General features: G+C 41.8%; 13 protein-coding genes and 1 riboswitch. Of the genes, 10 read left to right on the forward strand and 3 right to left on the reverse strand.

All coding sequences use genetic code 11. The features are described 5' to 3' along the window. Positions 1-638 precede the first annotated feature (638 nt). The gene (acs, locus tag UYC_RS0128765) at positions 639-2609 is read left to right on the forward strand and encodes an acetate--CoA ligase (protein WP_016879073.1); all 1971 of its coding nucleotides are present in this window, start codon (positions 639-641) and stop codon (positions 2607-2609) included. Between the two features lie 324 nt (positions 2610-2933). After that, positions 2934-4565: an MFS transporter gene (locus tag UYC_RS0128770; RefSeq protein ID WP_016879072.1), complete on the forward strand. Its 1632-nt coding sequence runs from the start codon at positions 2934-2936 to the stop codon at positions 4563-4565. 111 nt (positions 4566-4676) lie between these two features. Here UYC_RS0128770 and UYC_RS0128775 read toward each other — a convergent pair whose 3' ends face one another. Together UYC_RS0128775 and bicA are read right to left on the reverse strand one after the other, a co-directional pair. Next, positions 4677-6095: a cation:proton antiporter gene (locus UYC_RS0128775; protein ID WP_016879071.1), complete on the reverse strand. Its 1419-nt coding sequence runs from the start codon at positions 6093-6095 to the stop codon at positions 4677-4679. A 107-nt stretch (positions 6096-6202) separates the two neighbouring features. Beyond that, positions 6203-7921, reverse strand: a complete 1719-nt coding sequence (gene bicA / locus UYC_RS0128780) for a bicarbonate transporter BicA (RefSeq protein WP_016879070.1) — start codon at positions 7919-7921, stop codon at positions 6203-6205. A gap of 677 nt (positions 7922-8598) precedes the next feature. Between bicA and UYC_RS38270 the strand changes: the two genes are divergently transcribed. From UYC_RS38270 to UYC_RS39140, 4 genes are all read left to right on the forward strand, one after another. Further along, positions 8599-8742, forward strand: coding sequence for a hypothetical protein (locus tag UYC_RS38270; protein WP_157171286.1), 144 nt, complete (start codon positions 8599-8601; stop codon positions 8740-8742). Positions 8743-8913: 171 nt separating this feature from the next. Next, positions 8914-9183 carry a hypothetical protein gene (locus UYC_RS0128785; protein WP_016879069.1) on the forward strand — a complete coding sequence of 90 codons (270 nt, stop codon included), beginning with the start codon at positions 8914-8916 and terminating at the stop codon, positions 9181-9183. 168 nt (positions 9184-9351) lie between these two features. Further along, complete coding sequence (locus tag UYC_RS0128790; protein WP_016879068.1) at positions 9352-9798, forward strand: hypothetical protein; 447 nt, start codon at positions 9352-9354, stop codon at positions 9796-9798. A gap of 568 nt (positions 9799-10366) precedes the next feature. After that, complete coding sequence (locus tag UYC_RS39140; protein WP_235083188.1) at positions 10367-10795, forward strand: four-helix bundle copper-binding protein; 429 nt, start codon at positions 10367-10369, stop codon at positions 10793-10795. A 24-nt stretch (positions 10796-10819) separates the two neighbouring features. Here UYC_RS39140 and UYC_RS0128805 read toward each other — a convergent pair whose 3' ends face one another. Then, entirely contained in the window at positions 10820-11374 is a 555-nt protein-coding gene (locus tag UYC_RS0128805) for a hypothetical protein (protein ID WP_016879064.1), read from the reverse strand. 366 nt (positions 11375-11740) lie between these two features. After that, positions 11741-11961: riboswitch (cyclic di-AMP (ydaO/yuaA leader) on the forward strand. 97 nt (positions 11962-12058) lie between these two features. Here UYC_RS0128805 and ntrB point away from each other — a divergent pair. From ntrB to UYC_RS0128830, 4 genes are all read left to right on the forward strand, one after another. Beyond that, the gene (gene ntrB / locus UYC_RS0128810) at positions 12059-12907 is read left to right on the forward strand and encodes a nitrate ABC transporter permease (RefSeq protein WP_016879063.1); all 849 of its coding nucleotides are present in this window, start codon (positions 12059-12061) and stop codon (positions 12905-12907) included. 231 nt (positions 12908-13138) lie between these two features. Then, complete coding sequence (locus tag UYC_RS0128820; RefSeq protein WP_016879062.1) at positions 13139-14590, forward strand: ABC transporter substrate-binding protein; 1452 nt, start codon at positions 13139-13141, stop codon at positions 14588-14590. A gap of 50 nt (positions 14591-14640) precedes the next feature. Continuing rightward, complete coding sequence (locus UYC_RS0128825; RefSeq protein WP_200862403.1) at positions 14641-15483, forward strand: ABC transporter ATP-binding protein; 843 nt, start codon at positions 14641-14643, stop codon at positions 15481-15483. A 408-nt stretch (positions 15484-15891) separates the two neighbouring features. After that, positions 15892-16521 carry a hypothetical protein gene (locus UYC_RS0128830; protein ID WP_016879060.1) on the forward strand — a complete coding sequence of 210 codons (630 nt, stop codon included), beginning with the start codon at positions 15892-15894 and terminating at the stop codon, positions 16519-16521. Positions 16522-16720 lie beyond the last annotated feature (199 nt).

Raw genomic sequence — 16720 nt, forward strand, 5'->3', positions numbered from 1 at the left:
ATTTGTAATTTTTTTATATGATTGGCTATTTCATTTTTCCCAAAAATAGCCTCGTTCTAACTGATATTTGTAAAAAGGTAATGCGGTTTCAGTAAGATTTAGGTGTTGACGTTAGATAGAAATTAAATAGTAAATATAAGTTGCTGGTATTATGTCCTAAACTTTGCTTCCATTGCTATATAAGTTAACAGTTGTGGTAAAGCTAAAAGTACTTCTGCCAAACTATTTTTTGTCTCAATCACTAAAATCCAAAAAGGTGGTGCGGTGATTGCTTCAGCACTGTTGACTGTCAGAATATCTACTTATATCCTCATCGTCAATGGCAATGGCAACCACATCTTCCATTGTCAAACGGATTGGCACATCATCTAAATCCAGCTAATCGTATTAAGGGCGCAAGTGATAAAAATTTTACTAGCTTCTACGGTTAGTGGCATGAATATGGGTAGTTTAGTGCGTACCACTTACGATCTTGCAATATTTGAGCCGCTTTGATGGTATGAACTGAAGAATCTGTACTCAGTAACCTTGCAATTGTTGCCCTTCTTAACGAAAAAGTAAAAACTAGAGTGAATCTAAACACTTTTGGTAAATCTGCGTACAGAATAGTTTCCAGTAACAACACCATTAAAATGATTATGTCTCAACCAACGATAGAATCAATCCTGCAAGAAAAACGCTTATTTTCCCCTAGTCCGGAATTTTCTCAAAACGCTCATATCAAAAGCCTGGAAGATTACCAACATCTTTACAACCAAGCTAAAGCCAACCCAGAACAATTCTGGGCGGAACTGGCAGAACAGGAGTTGCATTGGTTTCAAAAGTGGAACAAGGTGTTAGACTGGCAACCTCCCTTTGCAAAATGGTTTGTCGATGGCAAGATTAATATTTCTTACAATTGTCTTGACAGACACCTATCAACATGGCGCAAAAATAAAGCTGCCATTATTTGGGAAGGAGAACCAGGTGACTCCCGCACTCTCACCTATGCTCAACTGCATCGAGAAGTCTGTCAGTTCGCCAATGTACTTAAACAACTGGGAGTGAAAAAGGGCGATCGCATCGGTATTTATATGCCGATGATTCCGGAAGCCGCTATTGCCATGCTTGCTTGTGCCAGAATTGGCGCTCCTCATAGCGTGGTTTTTGGTGGTTTCAGTGCCGAAGCTTTACGAGATCGACTCATTGATGCCCAAGCAAAATTGGTAATTACTGCTGATGGTGGTTGGCGCAAAGATGCGATCGTGCCTCTCAAAGAACAAGTAGACAAAGCTTTAGATGATGGTGCTGTACCAACCGTGCAAAACGTCCTAGTAGTTCAGCGTACTGGACAAAAAACTCACATGGAACCAGGACGCGATCACTGGTGGCACGATCTACAAAAGGGAGTTTCTGCAGATTGCCCTGCCGAACCAATGGACAGCGAAGATATGCTGTTTATTCTCTACACTTCTGGTAGCACTGGTAAACCTAAAGGTGTTGTCCATACAACTGGTGGTTATAACTTATATACTCACATGACTACCAAATGGATTTTCGACCTCCAAGATACAGATGTGTACTGGTGTACTGCCGACGTAGGTTGGATTACAGGACACAGCTATATCGTGTATGGCCCCCTTTCCAACGGTGCAACAACGGTAATGTATGAAGGAGCACCCCGTACTTCCAATCCTGGTTGTTTTTGGGATGTGATTGAAAAGTATGGCGTGACAATTTTTTATACTGCACCCACAGCAATTCGTGCTTTTATTAAAATGGGCGAACACCATCCCAAAGCACGAAATCTTTCTTCTTTACGCTTGCTAGGAACTGTAGGCGAACCGATTAACCCCGAAGCCTGGATGTGGTACTACAGGGTGATTGGTGGTGAACGCTGTCCAATTGTCGATACTTGGTGGCAAACAGAAACCGGTGGTATCATGATTACTCCGCTACCGGGGGCAATTCCTACCAAACCCGGTTCCGCAACTCGTCCCTTCCCTGGCATCTTGGCTGATGTTGTGGACTTAGAAGGCAACCCTGTCGGCGACAATGAAGGTGGTTATCTAATAGTTCGCTATCCCTGGCCTGGTATGATGCGAACAATCTACGGAGATCCAGAACGCTTCCGCCGTACCTACTGGGAACACATCCCCCCCAAAGATGGGCAGTATGTCTACTTTGCTGGTGATGGTGCCAGACGAGATGAAGATGGTTACTTCTGGGTCATGGGTCGTGTAGATGATGTAATTAATGTTGCTGGTCATCGCCTTGGTACGATGGAAGTTGAATCAGCCTTAGTCTCTCATCCTGCGGTAGCTGAAGCAGCTGTGGTAGGCAAACCGGATGAAGTAAAAGGAGAGGATATAGTAGCTTTTGTGACTTTAGAAGGTGGTCACAATCCCACTGAAGAATTGAGCAAAGAACTGAAACAACACGTTGCCAACGAAATAGGTGCGATCGCCCGTCCCGGTGAAATTCGTTTTACCGATGCTTTACCCAAAACGCGATCGGGCAAGATTATGCGGCGGTTGCTGCGGAATTTAGCATCAGGACAAGAAGTGTCGGGTGATACTTCCACATTAGAAGATAGAAGTGTACTGGATAAGCTGCGGGGGGGTGCATAGCTACTCTTTAGTGAACGCAGAGAGTCATTGAGTTGAGTCTCCTGTAGTGGTGCGTTTACAACTTAGATGCATAGAAAAAATGGCGATCGCTAATCGCTATTGCTAATGCACTATTTTGGGAAAAAGGCACCACTACTAAATACTTAATCAAAAACTGTATTCATAGCAAAAACTTATATTGCCCTGTCTTCTACTTACCAAGTCACATAGTAAGTAACATCACGATATCTTAGTGATACCAACTCACTCACCTCAAATCGCATAGAAAATTCTTATTCTCTGAGATTAGGATATTGGTTAATACCATCAATTGAGATAAACCTCATGATACAGGAGCGGCAATCATTTCTGCAGAAGTGGTCTCCTCCGATCGGTCTATGCTTGACCTTATTTTTAGTGGCATACAACGTGAGTGTTGTCCCTGCAATCATGCCGCGTATTGTGCGCGATCTAGATTCAAGTATGGGTAGTATACAAGGCGCATTAGTACTGCTGGCTCTGGTTACAGCCTCATTTGCTCCTACTTGTGAAAATCTGATCAAACAATTTGGTCGCAAAAAAATCTTGATGGCAGGATTAGGACTGTTCACACTCGGTGCGATCGCGACTTCCCTTAGTCCGACAATAGGCTTGTTTGTAGTTGCCTATTCTTTCATCACTGGATTAGGAGCTACACCCTTGGTAGCTTCACCACGAGATGTGGTCGGTAGAATTTATCAGCAAAAGCCAGAAAAATATGCGCTATTAGCATTCATTGTATTCTCAATTCTCGGTGGTTTGACAGGAGCGCTACTCGGAGGCTGGATTGCCTCCAGATATGGCTGGCGATGGTCTTTTTTTCCAGAATTTCTGCTCATTCCCCTGATTGCTTTTTTACTGCGAAGTGTTCCTAGAATTCCCCCAACCCAGTCGTTGCCATTAGATTGGATTGGAGGATTACTATCATTTTTGGGATTTGGTTTGACTCTTGTTGGTGTCAGCTTGGCAGGTGAATATGGCTGGTGGAAACCCAAACAACCATTTACAATATTTGGAATTGTGATTCCACCCTTTGCACTCTCAATAGTTCCGATTTTGATTGCAGTGGGTACGATTTGTTTAGGAATCTTTGCAGCATGGCAACGACGGCAGGCTCAACAAGGAAAAGCTTCACTGTTGCGAGCAGGATTACTTCGCCACAAGCCCTTTTTGCTGGGGCTATTTACAGCTACCCTGCATACCATGATTACAACCGGAATGCAGTTTAACCTTTATCAGTTTTTACCTGTCGTACTGCAATTGAATCCATTCCAAACTGCTCTTGCCGTTTTACCTTTCTCTTTAGCTACCTTAGTTGTGGTCGTCTACACTACATTCAAAGTCGTTGGCAGAGTTCCATCTCAGTTCCCAATCTATACCGGACTGACTTTGTTCTGTTTTGGTGTTTGGCTACTACGCAATGCCATTAGCTTAAGTATGACTACCCTAGATTTACTGCCTGCGTTGGTAGTGATGGGAGCAGGTTCAGGTTTGTTTCTCGCACAAATTGGCACTATCACCTTTTCGACAGTCAACCGAGATAATATTGCTGAAGCTAGTGGCATTTATACCCCATTTCAAAATCTAGGTAATGCTCTGGGGCGGGGAATCTTGGGATCTGTTTTGATTGGAACCGCTTCGATTAGAATTGTCGATCAGGCGATCGCACAACTGGGAAAAACAGTAACCTTAACACAACGAAATGAAGCGATCGCTAAATTAGAACAGGTGATTCAAACCTACAGCCGCGACGAGCGACAAGAATTCTTCAGTAACTTACCTGCTGCAATTCAACCCTCCCTCAACACTATTCTCAATGCATCTGCGATAGAAGCGATGCAAATCGCTATGTTGTTCATCCTCGTATTGAGTGTAGGCTGCTTGCTATTGTCGTTCTTTCTACCTAAATATCCGTCTTTGCAACCAAAAAAGGGTTAGAGATGGGATCGATCAATACACTAAAAACACAGAACCCTGACTTCTGGTGAGAAGTCGGGGTTCTTACTAGGCATTTTTTACTTGAGTTTGGTTGTTCTACTTATCAGCTTATTACCCAGTCACATCAGCCTGTTCAACTATTTCTTGTGCTTCCACAGGTTGTTTGTTAAATGCAATTCTCAAAAAAGGCGGTGCTAAGAAAGTGGTGAGAATTACCATGATAATAATTGCTGCTTGCAAAGGTTTGTCGATTACACCGCTAGCGGCACCAATCCCCAGGAACACTAAACCTACTTCACCCCGTGGAATCATCCCGACACCAATTGCTAGACGATTGATTCCAGATTGACCGAATACTGACCAACCTGTGACTACTTTACCAATAATTGCTACCACCATTAAGAAGATAGCTATAATCAATCCTTGCTGATTTTCAGGCACAGCTGGATTGAGAACACCTAAATCAACCCTAGCACCGACAGTGACAAAGAAAATTGGCACCAAGATATCGGCAATGGGAATGACTTGTTGATCTAGCTCTTTGCGCTTGTCTGTTTCGTCTAAGACTAATCCGGCAGCGAAGGCACCCAAAATTGCTTCTAAATGAATGGCGTTGCCAATAAAAGCCATGAAGAATGCAAAGATAAATGCAGGAATGACAAGTTTTCCGCGTGTTTGCAGTTTATCGGCAATAGTGACAAAGGTTTTATTGAAGAATTTACCGAGTAAAATTGAACCGATCAGAAAAACAGTAGCGCTGGCAATTAAATAAATAACGTTAAAAACGTCTACTTCACCAGTTTTGGCAAGGCTTGCCACCACTGCTAAAACGATGATTCCCAAAACATCATCGATAACAGCAGCACCAACAATAATCTGTCCTTCTCTCGATTTAAGATGTCCAAGTTCTGACAAAACTTTGGAGGTAATGCCTATGCTTGTGGCTGTTAATGCCGCACCAGCAAAAATCGCCGGAATTGTTGGGGTATGAAATAAAAGCATTAAACCCGCAGTACCAGCCGCAAAAGGAACTGCCACACCGACACATGCAACGATCGCTGCTTGATAACCGACTTTCTTGAGTTCCCGCAAGTCAGATTCTAGTCCAATTTCAAATAACAGGACGATTACGCCCAACTCAGCCAGAATAGAAATCGCCTCGCTTTGGCTTTGAAAGATTGACGTTACCGCTTCCGGGCTGAGGTTGTTGATTACTTGCAGGATATTCATGATTACAGAGTCGGAAGCGTTGGCACCACTTTCGGGAAATACCAACAGATGCAAAGCAGAAGCACCTACGACAACTCCACCAACCAACTCCCCCAACACTGGAGGAAAGTCCATCATCCTAGATAACTCACCACCGAGTTTACTAGCAAAATAAATTACAACTAAACTCAGCAGTACTCCCGTGAGAACAACAGGAGCATATTCTGATTCGGTTGTTGTTGCTAACAAAGGAGATTGCAACGAAGAGGTTAAAGAAGATACCCAGGTCAATGAATTTGGTATTTGTTCGGTTAAAAACATCTTTTATATCTTTGTAGCGATTACTTCTCCAGCTTGGTCAGATTTAAAGTTGAATTTTGTAGAGACATTAAATGAAATATAACGTCTCTACACCAACACAACGAGTACTACTGTGCTGTAGCAGCGTCATTAAAATCGCTGCGATACTTGCTGCTAGCAGAAACATCCCGATCCAAGTTGTTGGCAGTAACGTAAGCAACTGCTTCTTTAATTGCTTCTGTACGATCCATTAATAGGTGATGTGGGGGTAAGAGTTGCAAAATTCCAAAGCGTTCCAAGCGCCGTTTAATCTTGCCAGCTGCCCCAACGATAAATACTTGACGTCCTTTCTCAACAGCTTCTTTAATCGCGTTCTCAATTGCCAGTGAAGCAGTTACACCTAATAAAGGTACATCGCTCAAATCCAGAACTACAACATCGCAATTTTGCAGGGCATTATGTTCGCGAGCGATTGCTTTGGAAACTCCAAAAATCATCGGGCCGCTCAGGTAGAATAGCAAAACGCGACCGTTGGCTCGATCTAGAAGTCGTTTCTCTTCATCGCTTAAGATAATTGCGTCATCTGTGTCGGTAATAGTCTTAACTTCTTCAGATTGCAAACTCGAAAGACGCTCAATTGTCAAGATATTAGCAATGAACACCCCAACACCAACGGCAACAATCAAATCCACAAATACTGTCAGGAACATCACCCCATACATAATGAGTGTTCCCTTGAGAGAAACTTTGTGGGCGCGTTTTAAGAAACTCCAGTCGAGAATATCTATCCCCACCTTGAGAGCGATCGCTGCTAATACTGCCATTGGAATTGGTTCGGTAAGATTAGCAGCCCACAAAACCACCACCAACAGAATTAAAGCACGAGTTAGACCAGATACAGCCGTCTGAGCACCTGTTTGAATATTTACCACAGTACCCATCGTTGCACCAGCGCCAGGTAGCCCGCCGCACAAACCAGAAACAAAGTTACCAATACCTTGACCAATCAATTCCTTGTCTGATTTGTGTTCAGTACGAGTTAAACTGTCCGCAATTACCGCAGTTAGCAATGTATCAATACATCCCAACATCCCCAGAACTACGCCATCCACTAACATGACAATTACTTGGGAAGCTGTAAAAGTGGGTAATTGTAATTCTGGCAGACCCATTGGAATTTCACCAATACGTCTGATATTTGCATCGCCGAAAAACGTCAGAGAAACCACAGTTCCCACAATTAATGCCACTAGTTGGGGTGGAGCAATACGCTTGAATTTAGATGGTATTAAGAAAATAATTGCCAGCGTCAGCACTCCCAAAATGGTTTCGATGGGATTGATATTTGCAAACAGCTGGGGCAAATTTTGCACTATACCCAGCACCCCACCTTTGGGATTAGGCTGTCCCAGAAAAGGAGCAATTTGCAAGATAATTAGAATTACTCCAATCCCAGACATAAAGCCCGAAATCACGCTATAAGGCATGAGGGTAATGTATTTCCCTAGCCGAAATATCCCAAATAAAATTTGAAATATCCCCGCCAGCATGACTACGGTAAATGCCATTGCCAAGCCATTTTCCGGATTACTTGCAGTCATTGAGGTGACAATCCCGGTCATGACTACAGTCATTGGGCCTGTTGGCTCAGAAATTAGTGTCGGCGTACCACCAAACAACGCTGCAAAAAAGCCAACACAAACAGCACCGTAAAGACCAGCTACAGGCCCGGCACCAGAAGCAACACCGAATGCCAACGCCATTGGTAAGGAAACAATCGCGGCAGTGACACCACCAAAAATATCACCACGCAAATTTCGGAAATGGATAGTATTAGTTACTTGCATGAATTGGCAATTAATGACAATAGAATTGTTGATTCATTCAAATTTTTTCTTGCCATAAACAGCAATCAATCCAAACCCTAGAAACTTGCATTCGTTAGCTTAACTAAAATTTGCTATATTTGGTTTCAGTTGATTTTTACATAGCAAGAACTTAGTTAAACTCCCTCTGCATCCAGGTTAGTTCCCTATTTATACTGGTAGTTTGGAATGGTTGATAAATGCTGAATTTTGACAAGAATTAAGCTGCAACTCAAGGGCTGTCAAACTAGTTGTATTTAATAATAAAATTACTAGCCCTACTCTGAACGAAAATATCTACTTACAAAATTGTAGTCCTCATTTGAACAACTGGTAAATCTCAATTTTTGAGACAAACACGAATTATTGCAAGAAATATAAATAACTTTCTTGCCCTATTTCTGTGTCTTAAAATGCATACATGGCAACCAAAAATTGGCCTGACTTTACAAAAAAGCAGACTACTGCAACCATCTCATAAGTGGGATCAAGACCGTTAGTTATGTAAAAAACGTATTTAAGTTGTTAAAAATAGCATACAGCTTTTGCAGCCAAAAAAGTTAACACTTAGGCCGAAATTATTAAATAAATATTAGATACCTTTGATAAGTAATAGTTTATGTATCGCTCAAATAGGGACAATACATAAGTAATTTTATATGATAACCATTGCTTTAAATCAATGGATGAAGAATTTTAGTTGTGAACAAGCTATAAAGACATACCTAAAATCCAAGAAGTTCCAATTCAATGGTATAGAAGCAAGCCAAAACATTAGCGATCGCTACAACCTGACAATCTAAAGTCATTACTTATACAAGCATCCTGCAAATTGCAAGACTGCTCCATCACAATCATTAATAATTCTTAGCACTTTGCCCTTATGCTACTTTACGTAGTATAATGTATTATATAGAAAATATTTTGTTTGTTTTCTATGTGTCTCGACTCCAGCAAACCGAAAAGTTGGTATTGTGCCACTCTACAAAGAACCAGATCGTTCCGCGCTCACTACCCATGCAGTAGCAGCATCGATATCTGTTACTTCTGCTTACAGCGTAACTGTTGACAATCCCCGTGTGCTGGCTAATGCTTATTCTGTAAGAGTCCACCTGCAACCTGCGCCAGTCGTCACCCGCGTGATTACAATTATTCCTTACGCTCGCAACAGCCACAAACACTCAAAATTTAAGAAGATTCCTTCCGTTCCTCACAAGCGAACTGTTAGAGCTATGGTACGGTGAGGAATTTGTTGATTCAATATATCAAAACACTTTTTCTCTATTCAATCTATCAAAATAGTGAATTTAACTAACAACTTATGGTGGAAGAACCTCTGTCTAGGGAACGATTTAGCTGATGAGCTAGATGAAGTAAAAATAGGATGCTAAATCTAATGGAGATTGTATTCTGTGAAACTAAGTTATTTTATAAAACGGCTTTCAACTGTAGGACGCTGGATAGCTACAACTCTATTTTGTCTCGTAGCGATCGCCTTTATTTGGCAAGGTGCATTTTTCTCTGACACCGCAGCAATGGCTAATCCTGCCACAAACTTGATCGCATCCAAAGACGCAGGAGATCAGGTTCAAGAGAAAGTCAGTAAAGATGCTGGACGAGCTAAGAATTTCATTCGTGATACAGCAGATAAGGTTGAGGAAGCTGCTAGAAGCAATGCTTCTAAAGTTGATCGCGCAACTGATGGTGATAATTTACTTGAACGCAGAGCAAAAGATGATGCGGCTCTAATTCACAAAAGAGCAGAGCAAGATGCAGCTCGAACTCAAAAAGCAGTAGACAACACAAAGAATGCTGTTGAACGTACTGTTGAGAATATCAAGGATGCTTTTAGCAGCTAGAGAGTAGATACTAGCTTAAATTAACTGAGATGCGATCGCACTTTTGCTCTATGAATTTGCGATCGCTTTAAAAATTTGTTTTACCTATACAACATCACCAAATGTTCCGAAAAAAGAGTGGGAACTAAACAAAAGATACCTCATCAATCTAGTCAGCTTGCCGTGGAAAATTTGGAAATCAGCTTCAGAATAGCTTTCTTTGGCAAGGGGAAGAACATAAAGTTATGAAAATATGACATTATCTATTGCCGGAGAAATTGAAGTTATCAGCGCAGACGAAATTACTAGTAATTTTTACTTATTGGGAAAAATTTCAGTTTATGAATCTCTCATATAGAAGGAGAGATTCATAACATAGATTTACAAGAGTTCTAGAAAAAAATAGCTCGAAATAGCTATTGCTAACGTGGAAATAGGATGAAATTTGCAGTAAATCCATCGCTTTTGTGTCCTTATAGATATGGCTTGTGTAACACTCGTTGACTTTCAAAAATAGAAAGTCTACTTTACTAATTAACAGGTCAAGCTAACACATAAAAAAGATATCTATATAAAAAGGGACGCTCTTATGATGATGACTGAATCTACACTCACCGAATTAGAAGTTTGCAGAAAAGCTTGCGCCGACTGTTACAAAATTTGTATAGAAACATTAAACTACTGCAAAACTCAGAGCGGTAAATACATCGATATGACTATGGTATCGATGATTCGTGACTGCGCAGAAATGTGCATGATGTGCATTAACATGATCGATGATGGCTCTGAATTTATGGGACGGATCTGTGCCCTTTGTGCAGAAATGTGTGATCGCGCTGCTATGGTTTGCGAACAGATGAGCGATGACGCCAAGATGATGGAGTGTGCTGCTGCTTGCAGCAAGTGCGCCCAGTACTGCTATCAGATGGGATTGCAGTCTGCTTCCTACTTCCGCAGATCGAGTTTAGTCAATGAGGAGTCGCTGTTGTATAGCTGCGACACAAATAATCACAAATAATAGGGATGCACTCTAAGCTGAAAATTAACGCTCATTTCTAAGAGAATCCTGAAGTTTGGTGCCTGTGTATTGAGGTATCCACCCATCAGCTGAAGTGAAGTAGCGCAAGGCTTTAATGTGCAAAGATGCGGTGGGAGCAAACCAATGCTCAACCCTACCAGGAACATGGATATAGTCATGGGCTTGAACTAGAAGTTGCACTCGATTGCCTTCTGGTCGCACAATCCCAAAAATTGCTTCCCCTGCTAATATATAGAGTGCTTCTGCATCTTGGTGGGTATGATAGCGGCTGTAGGCTGCTGTTAGGGTATAAAGATTTGGCGAACCTGGATGCAAAGCTAGCAAATCGTAACAGAAATAACCTGCTTGCTGCTTGAGCAACTCAAACTCTGTTTGATACGACAACAGTATCTGCTGTTTATCTAGTTGACTTAAAATATCCTGGGCGAGCAAATCTGACAAGTGAAGCGATTTCCCCAAATTTTTATGCTCAATTTGGATATTTAGACTACCGAGTTCGCTTTGAATGTCGCTGAGGTTGTCGAGAGTTTGGCCGTTTTCAAGCTTAAGAATTGACATTTTTTGAGTCTTAATGGGTTAGATGGAATTTAGCTGTATCTTAAATACAACTAAATTTCGCTCCGAAAACAGTAGTTTTTGATTTCTATATTGTGACATTAACTAGCATCTTTAATAAATCTAACGAACCGAAATCTTTAAAAATGTATGAAGCTCCCAACTTCTGGGAATGAGCGCTTCCTGAAAACCCTTGAGTGAGCCAGACTCCAGTAATCAGGCGATCGCATTTTAGTTTGGAGATGTAGCAATAGCAATCGCACGGTTTTGTATGAGATGAATGGCTAGGCAATACAAACAAAAGGGTTTTTGTTTATCTTTAGACGGATATACAAATCGAGAAGCATATGTTACTCTGTGTCAGTAAGTAGAGTAAGTCAGCCTAATCTAGCGAAGCATAATGCTAACGCCAGAGCGGAGGAACCAAATTTTGGGGCGTATCTCAAAGAAAGGCAGAAAGCAGAAGGCAGAAGGTAAAAATATTAGTTAAGTCCTTAATCCTTCGCGCTTGTTGATTTCATCCTTAAAGAGAGGGGTATCTCTCAACCCTAGCCCGTCAGCTAACTTCGTAGGCACTGAGAGGAGACTGAAGAGGAAGCGTTTTTTAATGTTTAAGCCTCATCAGTATCCTTGGCTGGTACTGCTCAGATTTTTGTACCTGCAGTGAAACTGTGTTGAGGTTGCGACATGGCACAATTAAATTTGGCTGCGATCGCTGCAGTCGCTGGGCAAGTAGCCTGGGAAAAGGCAAAACCTGTCATTGTTAGGGATGTGGTATTACTACCCGCCCTTGGATTCTTGGGGATTATTGTGTTGTGGTGGGTGGTTGCCCTTGTTAACCATGAATTAATGCCCACCCCACCTGAAGCGCTAATTGCTAATTTAGATTACATTTTAAATCCCTTCTATCAAAGAGGGCCAGGTAACTTAGGCATAGGTTGGTTGTTGTTAGCAAGCTTGCGACGAGTATTGCTTGGATTTCTGCTTGGTGCTGTTGTGGCAATTCCCGTGGGATTTTTGATTGGAATGTCAAAAAATGCAATGCTAACTCTCAATCCCATCATTCAGATTTTTAAACCAGTATCGCCACTAGCTTGGTTACCTATTGCTCTGGCTATATTCAATTTGGCAGACCCATCGGCGATTTTTGTAATTTTTATCACCTCTTTATGGCCTACTATTATTAACACTGCCTTAGGAGTTTCTAGCGTTCCCAAAGATTATTTAGATGTAGCACGGGTACTAGAAATGCCTCGTTGGCGGCAGATTCTAAAAATTATCTTGCCTGCGAGTTTGCCTTATATTTTTACGGGTTTGCGAATTAGTTTAGGGATTGCTTGGTTAGTAATTGTTGCTGTGGAAATGTTAACAGGCGGTATTGGCATCGGCTTTTTTGTCTGGGATGAATGGAGCCGTTTAAACCTCAGTTCAGTATTTTTAGCTGTACTGGTGATTGGCTTAACCGGATTATTACTTGATTACGTGGTAGGCAAAATTCAAGAATTAGTAACTCATCGCCCTAGAACTTCAAATTAGATAGGGACTGGGGACTAGGGACTAGGGATTTTAGATTAAATTCCAATCCAAAATCACAAATCCAAAACTTGTACTGAGCTTGTCGAAGTATCCAAAATTTTAATTGCCCAATACCCAAACCCCAATCCCCGATCCCTAATCCCCTATTTTGCTCATACCAAAATCCCAAGACGCACTCTAGTTTTGCAAAAGTGCGCCTTTTCGTAAATTCGCCAGTGCTGAAGCAATACCATGAGTGATACCAATTGCAATTATTGGACTAGACGAGACTTTATCAAGGGAATAGGAGCAACGGCAGCCGGAATGACGTTGTCTTCTTGTGCCATTACTGGAAATACTGGTGCTAAAGGACTAACTGAAGAAGCTCTAGCAGTTGAACCAGTAGTAAAACTACAGGAGTTAGAAAAACCGGATATTACGGTTGGGTTTGTTCCCGTCAATGACTGTGCGCCATTTGCGATCGCTTGGAAAAAAGGTTTTTTTCGCAAATACGGGCTAAACGTCACACTTAACCGAGAAGCAAGCTGGGCAACTTCTCGCGACGGCTTGATTTTTGGTCGCCTTGATGCATCGCCTGTGGTATCCGGTGCTGTTACCAACGCCAGAATTGGTGCCGAAGGTGCGCGTCATGCTCCCTTGTGTGCGGCGATGACGATTCATCGGCACGGTAACGCCATGACAATGAATAAAGCCATGTGGGATTTTGGGCTGCGTCCTTGGTACGAGTACAAACAGAAGTATGGCGATGGTGCTTTAGAAGCTTTTGGTCGCGATTTTAGAAACTATTTTGATCAGCAGCCAACCGAAGGTAAAGTCTGGGCAGTGGTGCTCAGTTCTGCCATTTACGAATACTTTGTTCGCTACATCTCTGCTGCGGCTGGTGTCGATCCTCTCAATGAGTTTCGCGTTATTATTGTTCCCCCACCACAAATGGTGACTAACGTGCGTATTGGTGCGATGCAAGCCTATATGGTGGCAGAACCTTGGAATACACGCGCAATTGCTGGTAACGAGGGCATCGGCTTTACCTTCGCTCAAGGTAAAGAAGTCTGGCAGGGACACCCAGATCGATTGTTGGGGGTAATGCAATCTTTCATTGACAACTATCCAAAAACTTATCGCTCCCTGGTGAAGGCAATGATTGAGGCTTGCCAGTATTGCAGCAAGCCTGAAAACCGTCAAGAAGTTGCTGAATTGATTACAGATCGCTCATTTACAGGAGCAAGACCTAGAAAGCCTGGTGCCCCAGTGACGAAATTTACAGGCCCGGCAATTTTCGGTAACTACAACTATGGTGGCTGGGATGGTAAAAATCGCACTGTAAAAGCTGCTGATACCACTATTTTCTACGACATTCCTGCCAATGTTCCCAAACTACCAAATGAACATTCTACATTCTTGTGGAGTTCTGAAAGTATTTGGTTGATGACACAAGCCGCGCGGTGGGGACAAATTAAAGAATTTCCCAAAAATGCCGAAAAGCTTGCTCAAACAGGTTGGAGAACCGATTTATATCGTGAGATTGCCGCAGAAATGGGCATTGAGTGTCCAAAAGATGATTATAAAGTGGAGCCTCCAAAAGTATTTATCGATAATAAAGGTTTTGACCCCAGTGATCCGGTAGGGTATCTCAACAGTTTTGAGATTAGAGCCAATGCTCCAATTCGTTTCTATCTGTCTTAATTAGTTCGCACAAAATTGTGTCAAAAATGTTCTTAACCCCTAATTTTACCATGACTAAATCTACCTCATTCTCAATGGATATCAAAGAACCAACCCCACGCACTACTCCATTTCTAGAAATTGAAAACTTAGTCAAAGCTTATCCAAACAACAATGACAGTGGAAAATTTGTTGTTTTAGATGGCGTAAATCTCACAGTGGGCGAAGATGAATATATTTCTGTAATTGGTCATTCTGGTTGTGGTAAATCCACTCTTTTGAAGATTGTAGCTGGTTTAGAAAAAGCCACTTCTGGTTCGGTACGACTTGATGGTAAAGAAATTCGCAAACCAGGTGCAGAAAGAATGATGGTGTTTCAACATTATTCTTTGCTACCTTGGTTAACCGTGAAGGAAAATATTCGTTTGGCTGTAGATGAAGTTCTCAAAGATGCTACCCGTGCAGAAAAAATCAGTATTGTTAATGAACATTTAGCAATGGTGAATTTAACAGCAGCAGCTGATAAATATCCCGATGAAATTTCTGGAGGGATGAAGCAGAGGGTAGGTATTGCAAGAGCTTTAGCAATTCGTCCGAAAATGTTACTTATGGATGAACCTTTTGGGGCATTAGATGCCCTCACTCGTGGAAAATTACAACGGCAAGTTTTAGATATTTGGGAACGACACCGACAGGCGGTAATGATGATTACCCACGATGTCGATGAAGCTATTTATATGTCCGATCGCATTGTATTAATGACTAACGGCCCAGCCGCAAATATCGGGGAAATTTTAGAAGTCCCGTTTCCCCATCCACGCGATCGCTCCCAAATGCGAGACTCCAAGGAATATTACGAACTTCGCAATTACGCATTGAATTTCTTGGAGCAGAATTTTACCTCAGATGAGTAGATTCCACGGTATCAAACTTGCCATTTAAACTAGTAACAGAGTCACTCGTGTTTGTGGCAAATTTGACTTCAGAAATTTCTAGCTTGATACCAATTTTTCTTAACTTTACAACACATTAAATCTCACTTTACCCCCTTGTTAAAGGAGTGTAAGAAATTGTAAAGTGTAAGCGATTGGAGAAATGGTATTAACCCACAACTTAACTCCATAAATAACGACAAAAACCCTGATTTTTTGGCTGCACTTGTATGTTATCAGGGCTTTGTTTACAGAAGCTAAATTATAGGAGTGGTTAGCGATCGCTTAGAACAACAATAGAAAAAGTGACAAGATCCAAAACTGATTAACCTCCTTCTCCTTCGTCGTTTGTTGCATTGCAGGGAAGTAAAAGCTGTGAATATCAAACCAATGTTAATGCGTCTGCAAAACGCGCTCGGTAGAGATGATTTGATTGACCAAATGGTGTTGCTTTGGGGACAAATAACACCTAATTTGGAATCAGCTACATCTGTCAAATCAGTCAACTTAATTGTTGGTTATGATAGTTCTCCCAAAAGTCATACAGCCTTGGATATTAGTTTATTAATTGCTCATCAAACACGTATCGCTACCAAGGCACACGTTACAGTTCAAGCAGTTTATGTTCTAGAAGACAATCAAACTAGTTATCTTTTGGATGTCTTACCACAAAAGGAAGTTGTCAGTAGTGGATTTACCAATCAGATTTCATTAAATTCACCTGCCATCTCAACATCAAATAGGATTTATACACGCATCTTGAATCAAACAAACAAGTTCGCATCTGCAGAGCGTATCCTCTGGCAAGCACGTTGTCTAGCTGAAGAATGGCAGAGTTATTTCAAAGCTCATCTACGATTTGGTTGTCTTGCAGATGAGTTAAAGAAAGTTGTCACAACAGAAGCTGCATCTCTACTGTTTTTAGGCTGCAACTCGCCGCACCATCCTATCATCCAAAAACTAAAATATAGCTGTCCGTGTCCAGTACTAGGTATTCCCCATTGTCTTTATGACAATTAAATCTCTGACATGAATCCTTCAAACCTCCTTAATTCCCCGCTAATAGTGGAAAAATTTGCTTGTGTTCCTGTCTACGGGGAAGATTAGGGTGTTGATATCTTGCACCTTTCTCAATAACCGTAGGGTGGAGAGAAGTCCTGCAGTGAGGCAGTGCGTTGCGGAGCCAGTGCGTTGCGGAGAGAAGTCTGTAGACGCTTCT

This window comes from Chlorogloeopsis fritschii PCC 6912, assembly GCF_000317285.1.
Classification (GTDB): domain Bacteria; phylum Cyanobacteriota; class Cyanobacteriia; order Cyanobacteriales; family Nostocaceae; genus Chlorogloeopsis; species Chlorogloeopsis fritschii.

What these genes read in the sequence shown, in the direction of transcription:
- acs (WP_016879073.1), top strand. Translation starts at nt 639, where the DNA reads ATGTCTCAACCAACGATAGAATCAATCCTGCAAGAAAAACGCTTATTT.
- UYC_RS0128770 (WP_016879072.1), top strand. Translation starts at nt 2,934, where the DNA reads ATGATACAGGAGCGGCAATCATTTCTGCAGAAGTGGTCTCCTCCGATC.
- UYC_RS0128775 (WP_016879071.1), bottom strand. Translation starts at nt 6,095, where the DNA reads ATGTTTTTAACCGAACAAATACCAAATTCATTGACCTGGGTATCTTCT.
- bicA (WP_016879070.1), bottom strand. Translation starts at nt 7,921, where the DNA reads ATGCAAGTAACTAATACTATCCATTTCCGAAATTTGCGTGGTGATATT.
- UYC_RS38270 (WP_157171286.1), top strand. Translation starts at nt 8,599, where the DNA reads ATGATAACCATTGCTTTAAATCAATGGATGAAGAATTTTAGTTGTGAA.
- UYC_RS39140 (WP_235083188.1), top strand. Translation starts at nt 10,367, where the DNA reads ATGATGATGACTGAATCTACACTCACCGAATTAGAAGTTTGCAGAAAA.
- UYC_RS0128805 (WP_016879064.1), bottom strand. Translation starts at nt 11,374, where the DNA reads ATGTCAATTCTTAAGCTTGAAAACGGCCAAACTCTCGACAACCTCAGC.
- ntrB (WP_016879063.1), top strand. Translation starts at nt 12,059, where the DNA reads ATGGCACAATTAAATTTGGCTGCGATCGCTGCAGTCGCTGGGCAAGTA.
- UYC_RS0128820 (WP_016879062.1), top strand. Translation starts at nt 13,139, where the DNA reads ATGAGTGATACCAATTGCAATTATTGGACTAGACGAGACTTTATCAAG.
- UYC_RS0128825 (WP_200862403.1), top strand. Translation starts at nt 14,641, where the DNA reads ATGACTAAATCTACCTCATTCTCAATGGATATCAAAGAACCAACCCCA.
- UYC_RS0128830 (WP_016879060.1), top strand. Translation starts at nt 15,892, where the DNA reads ATGTTAATGCGTCTGCAAAACGCGCTCGGTAGAGATGATTTGATTGAC.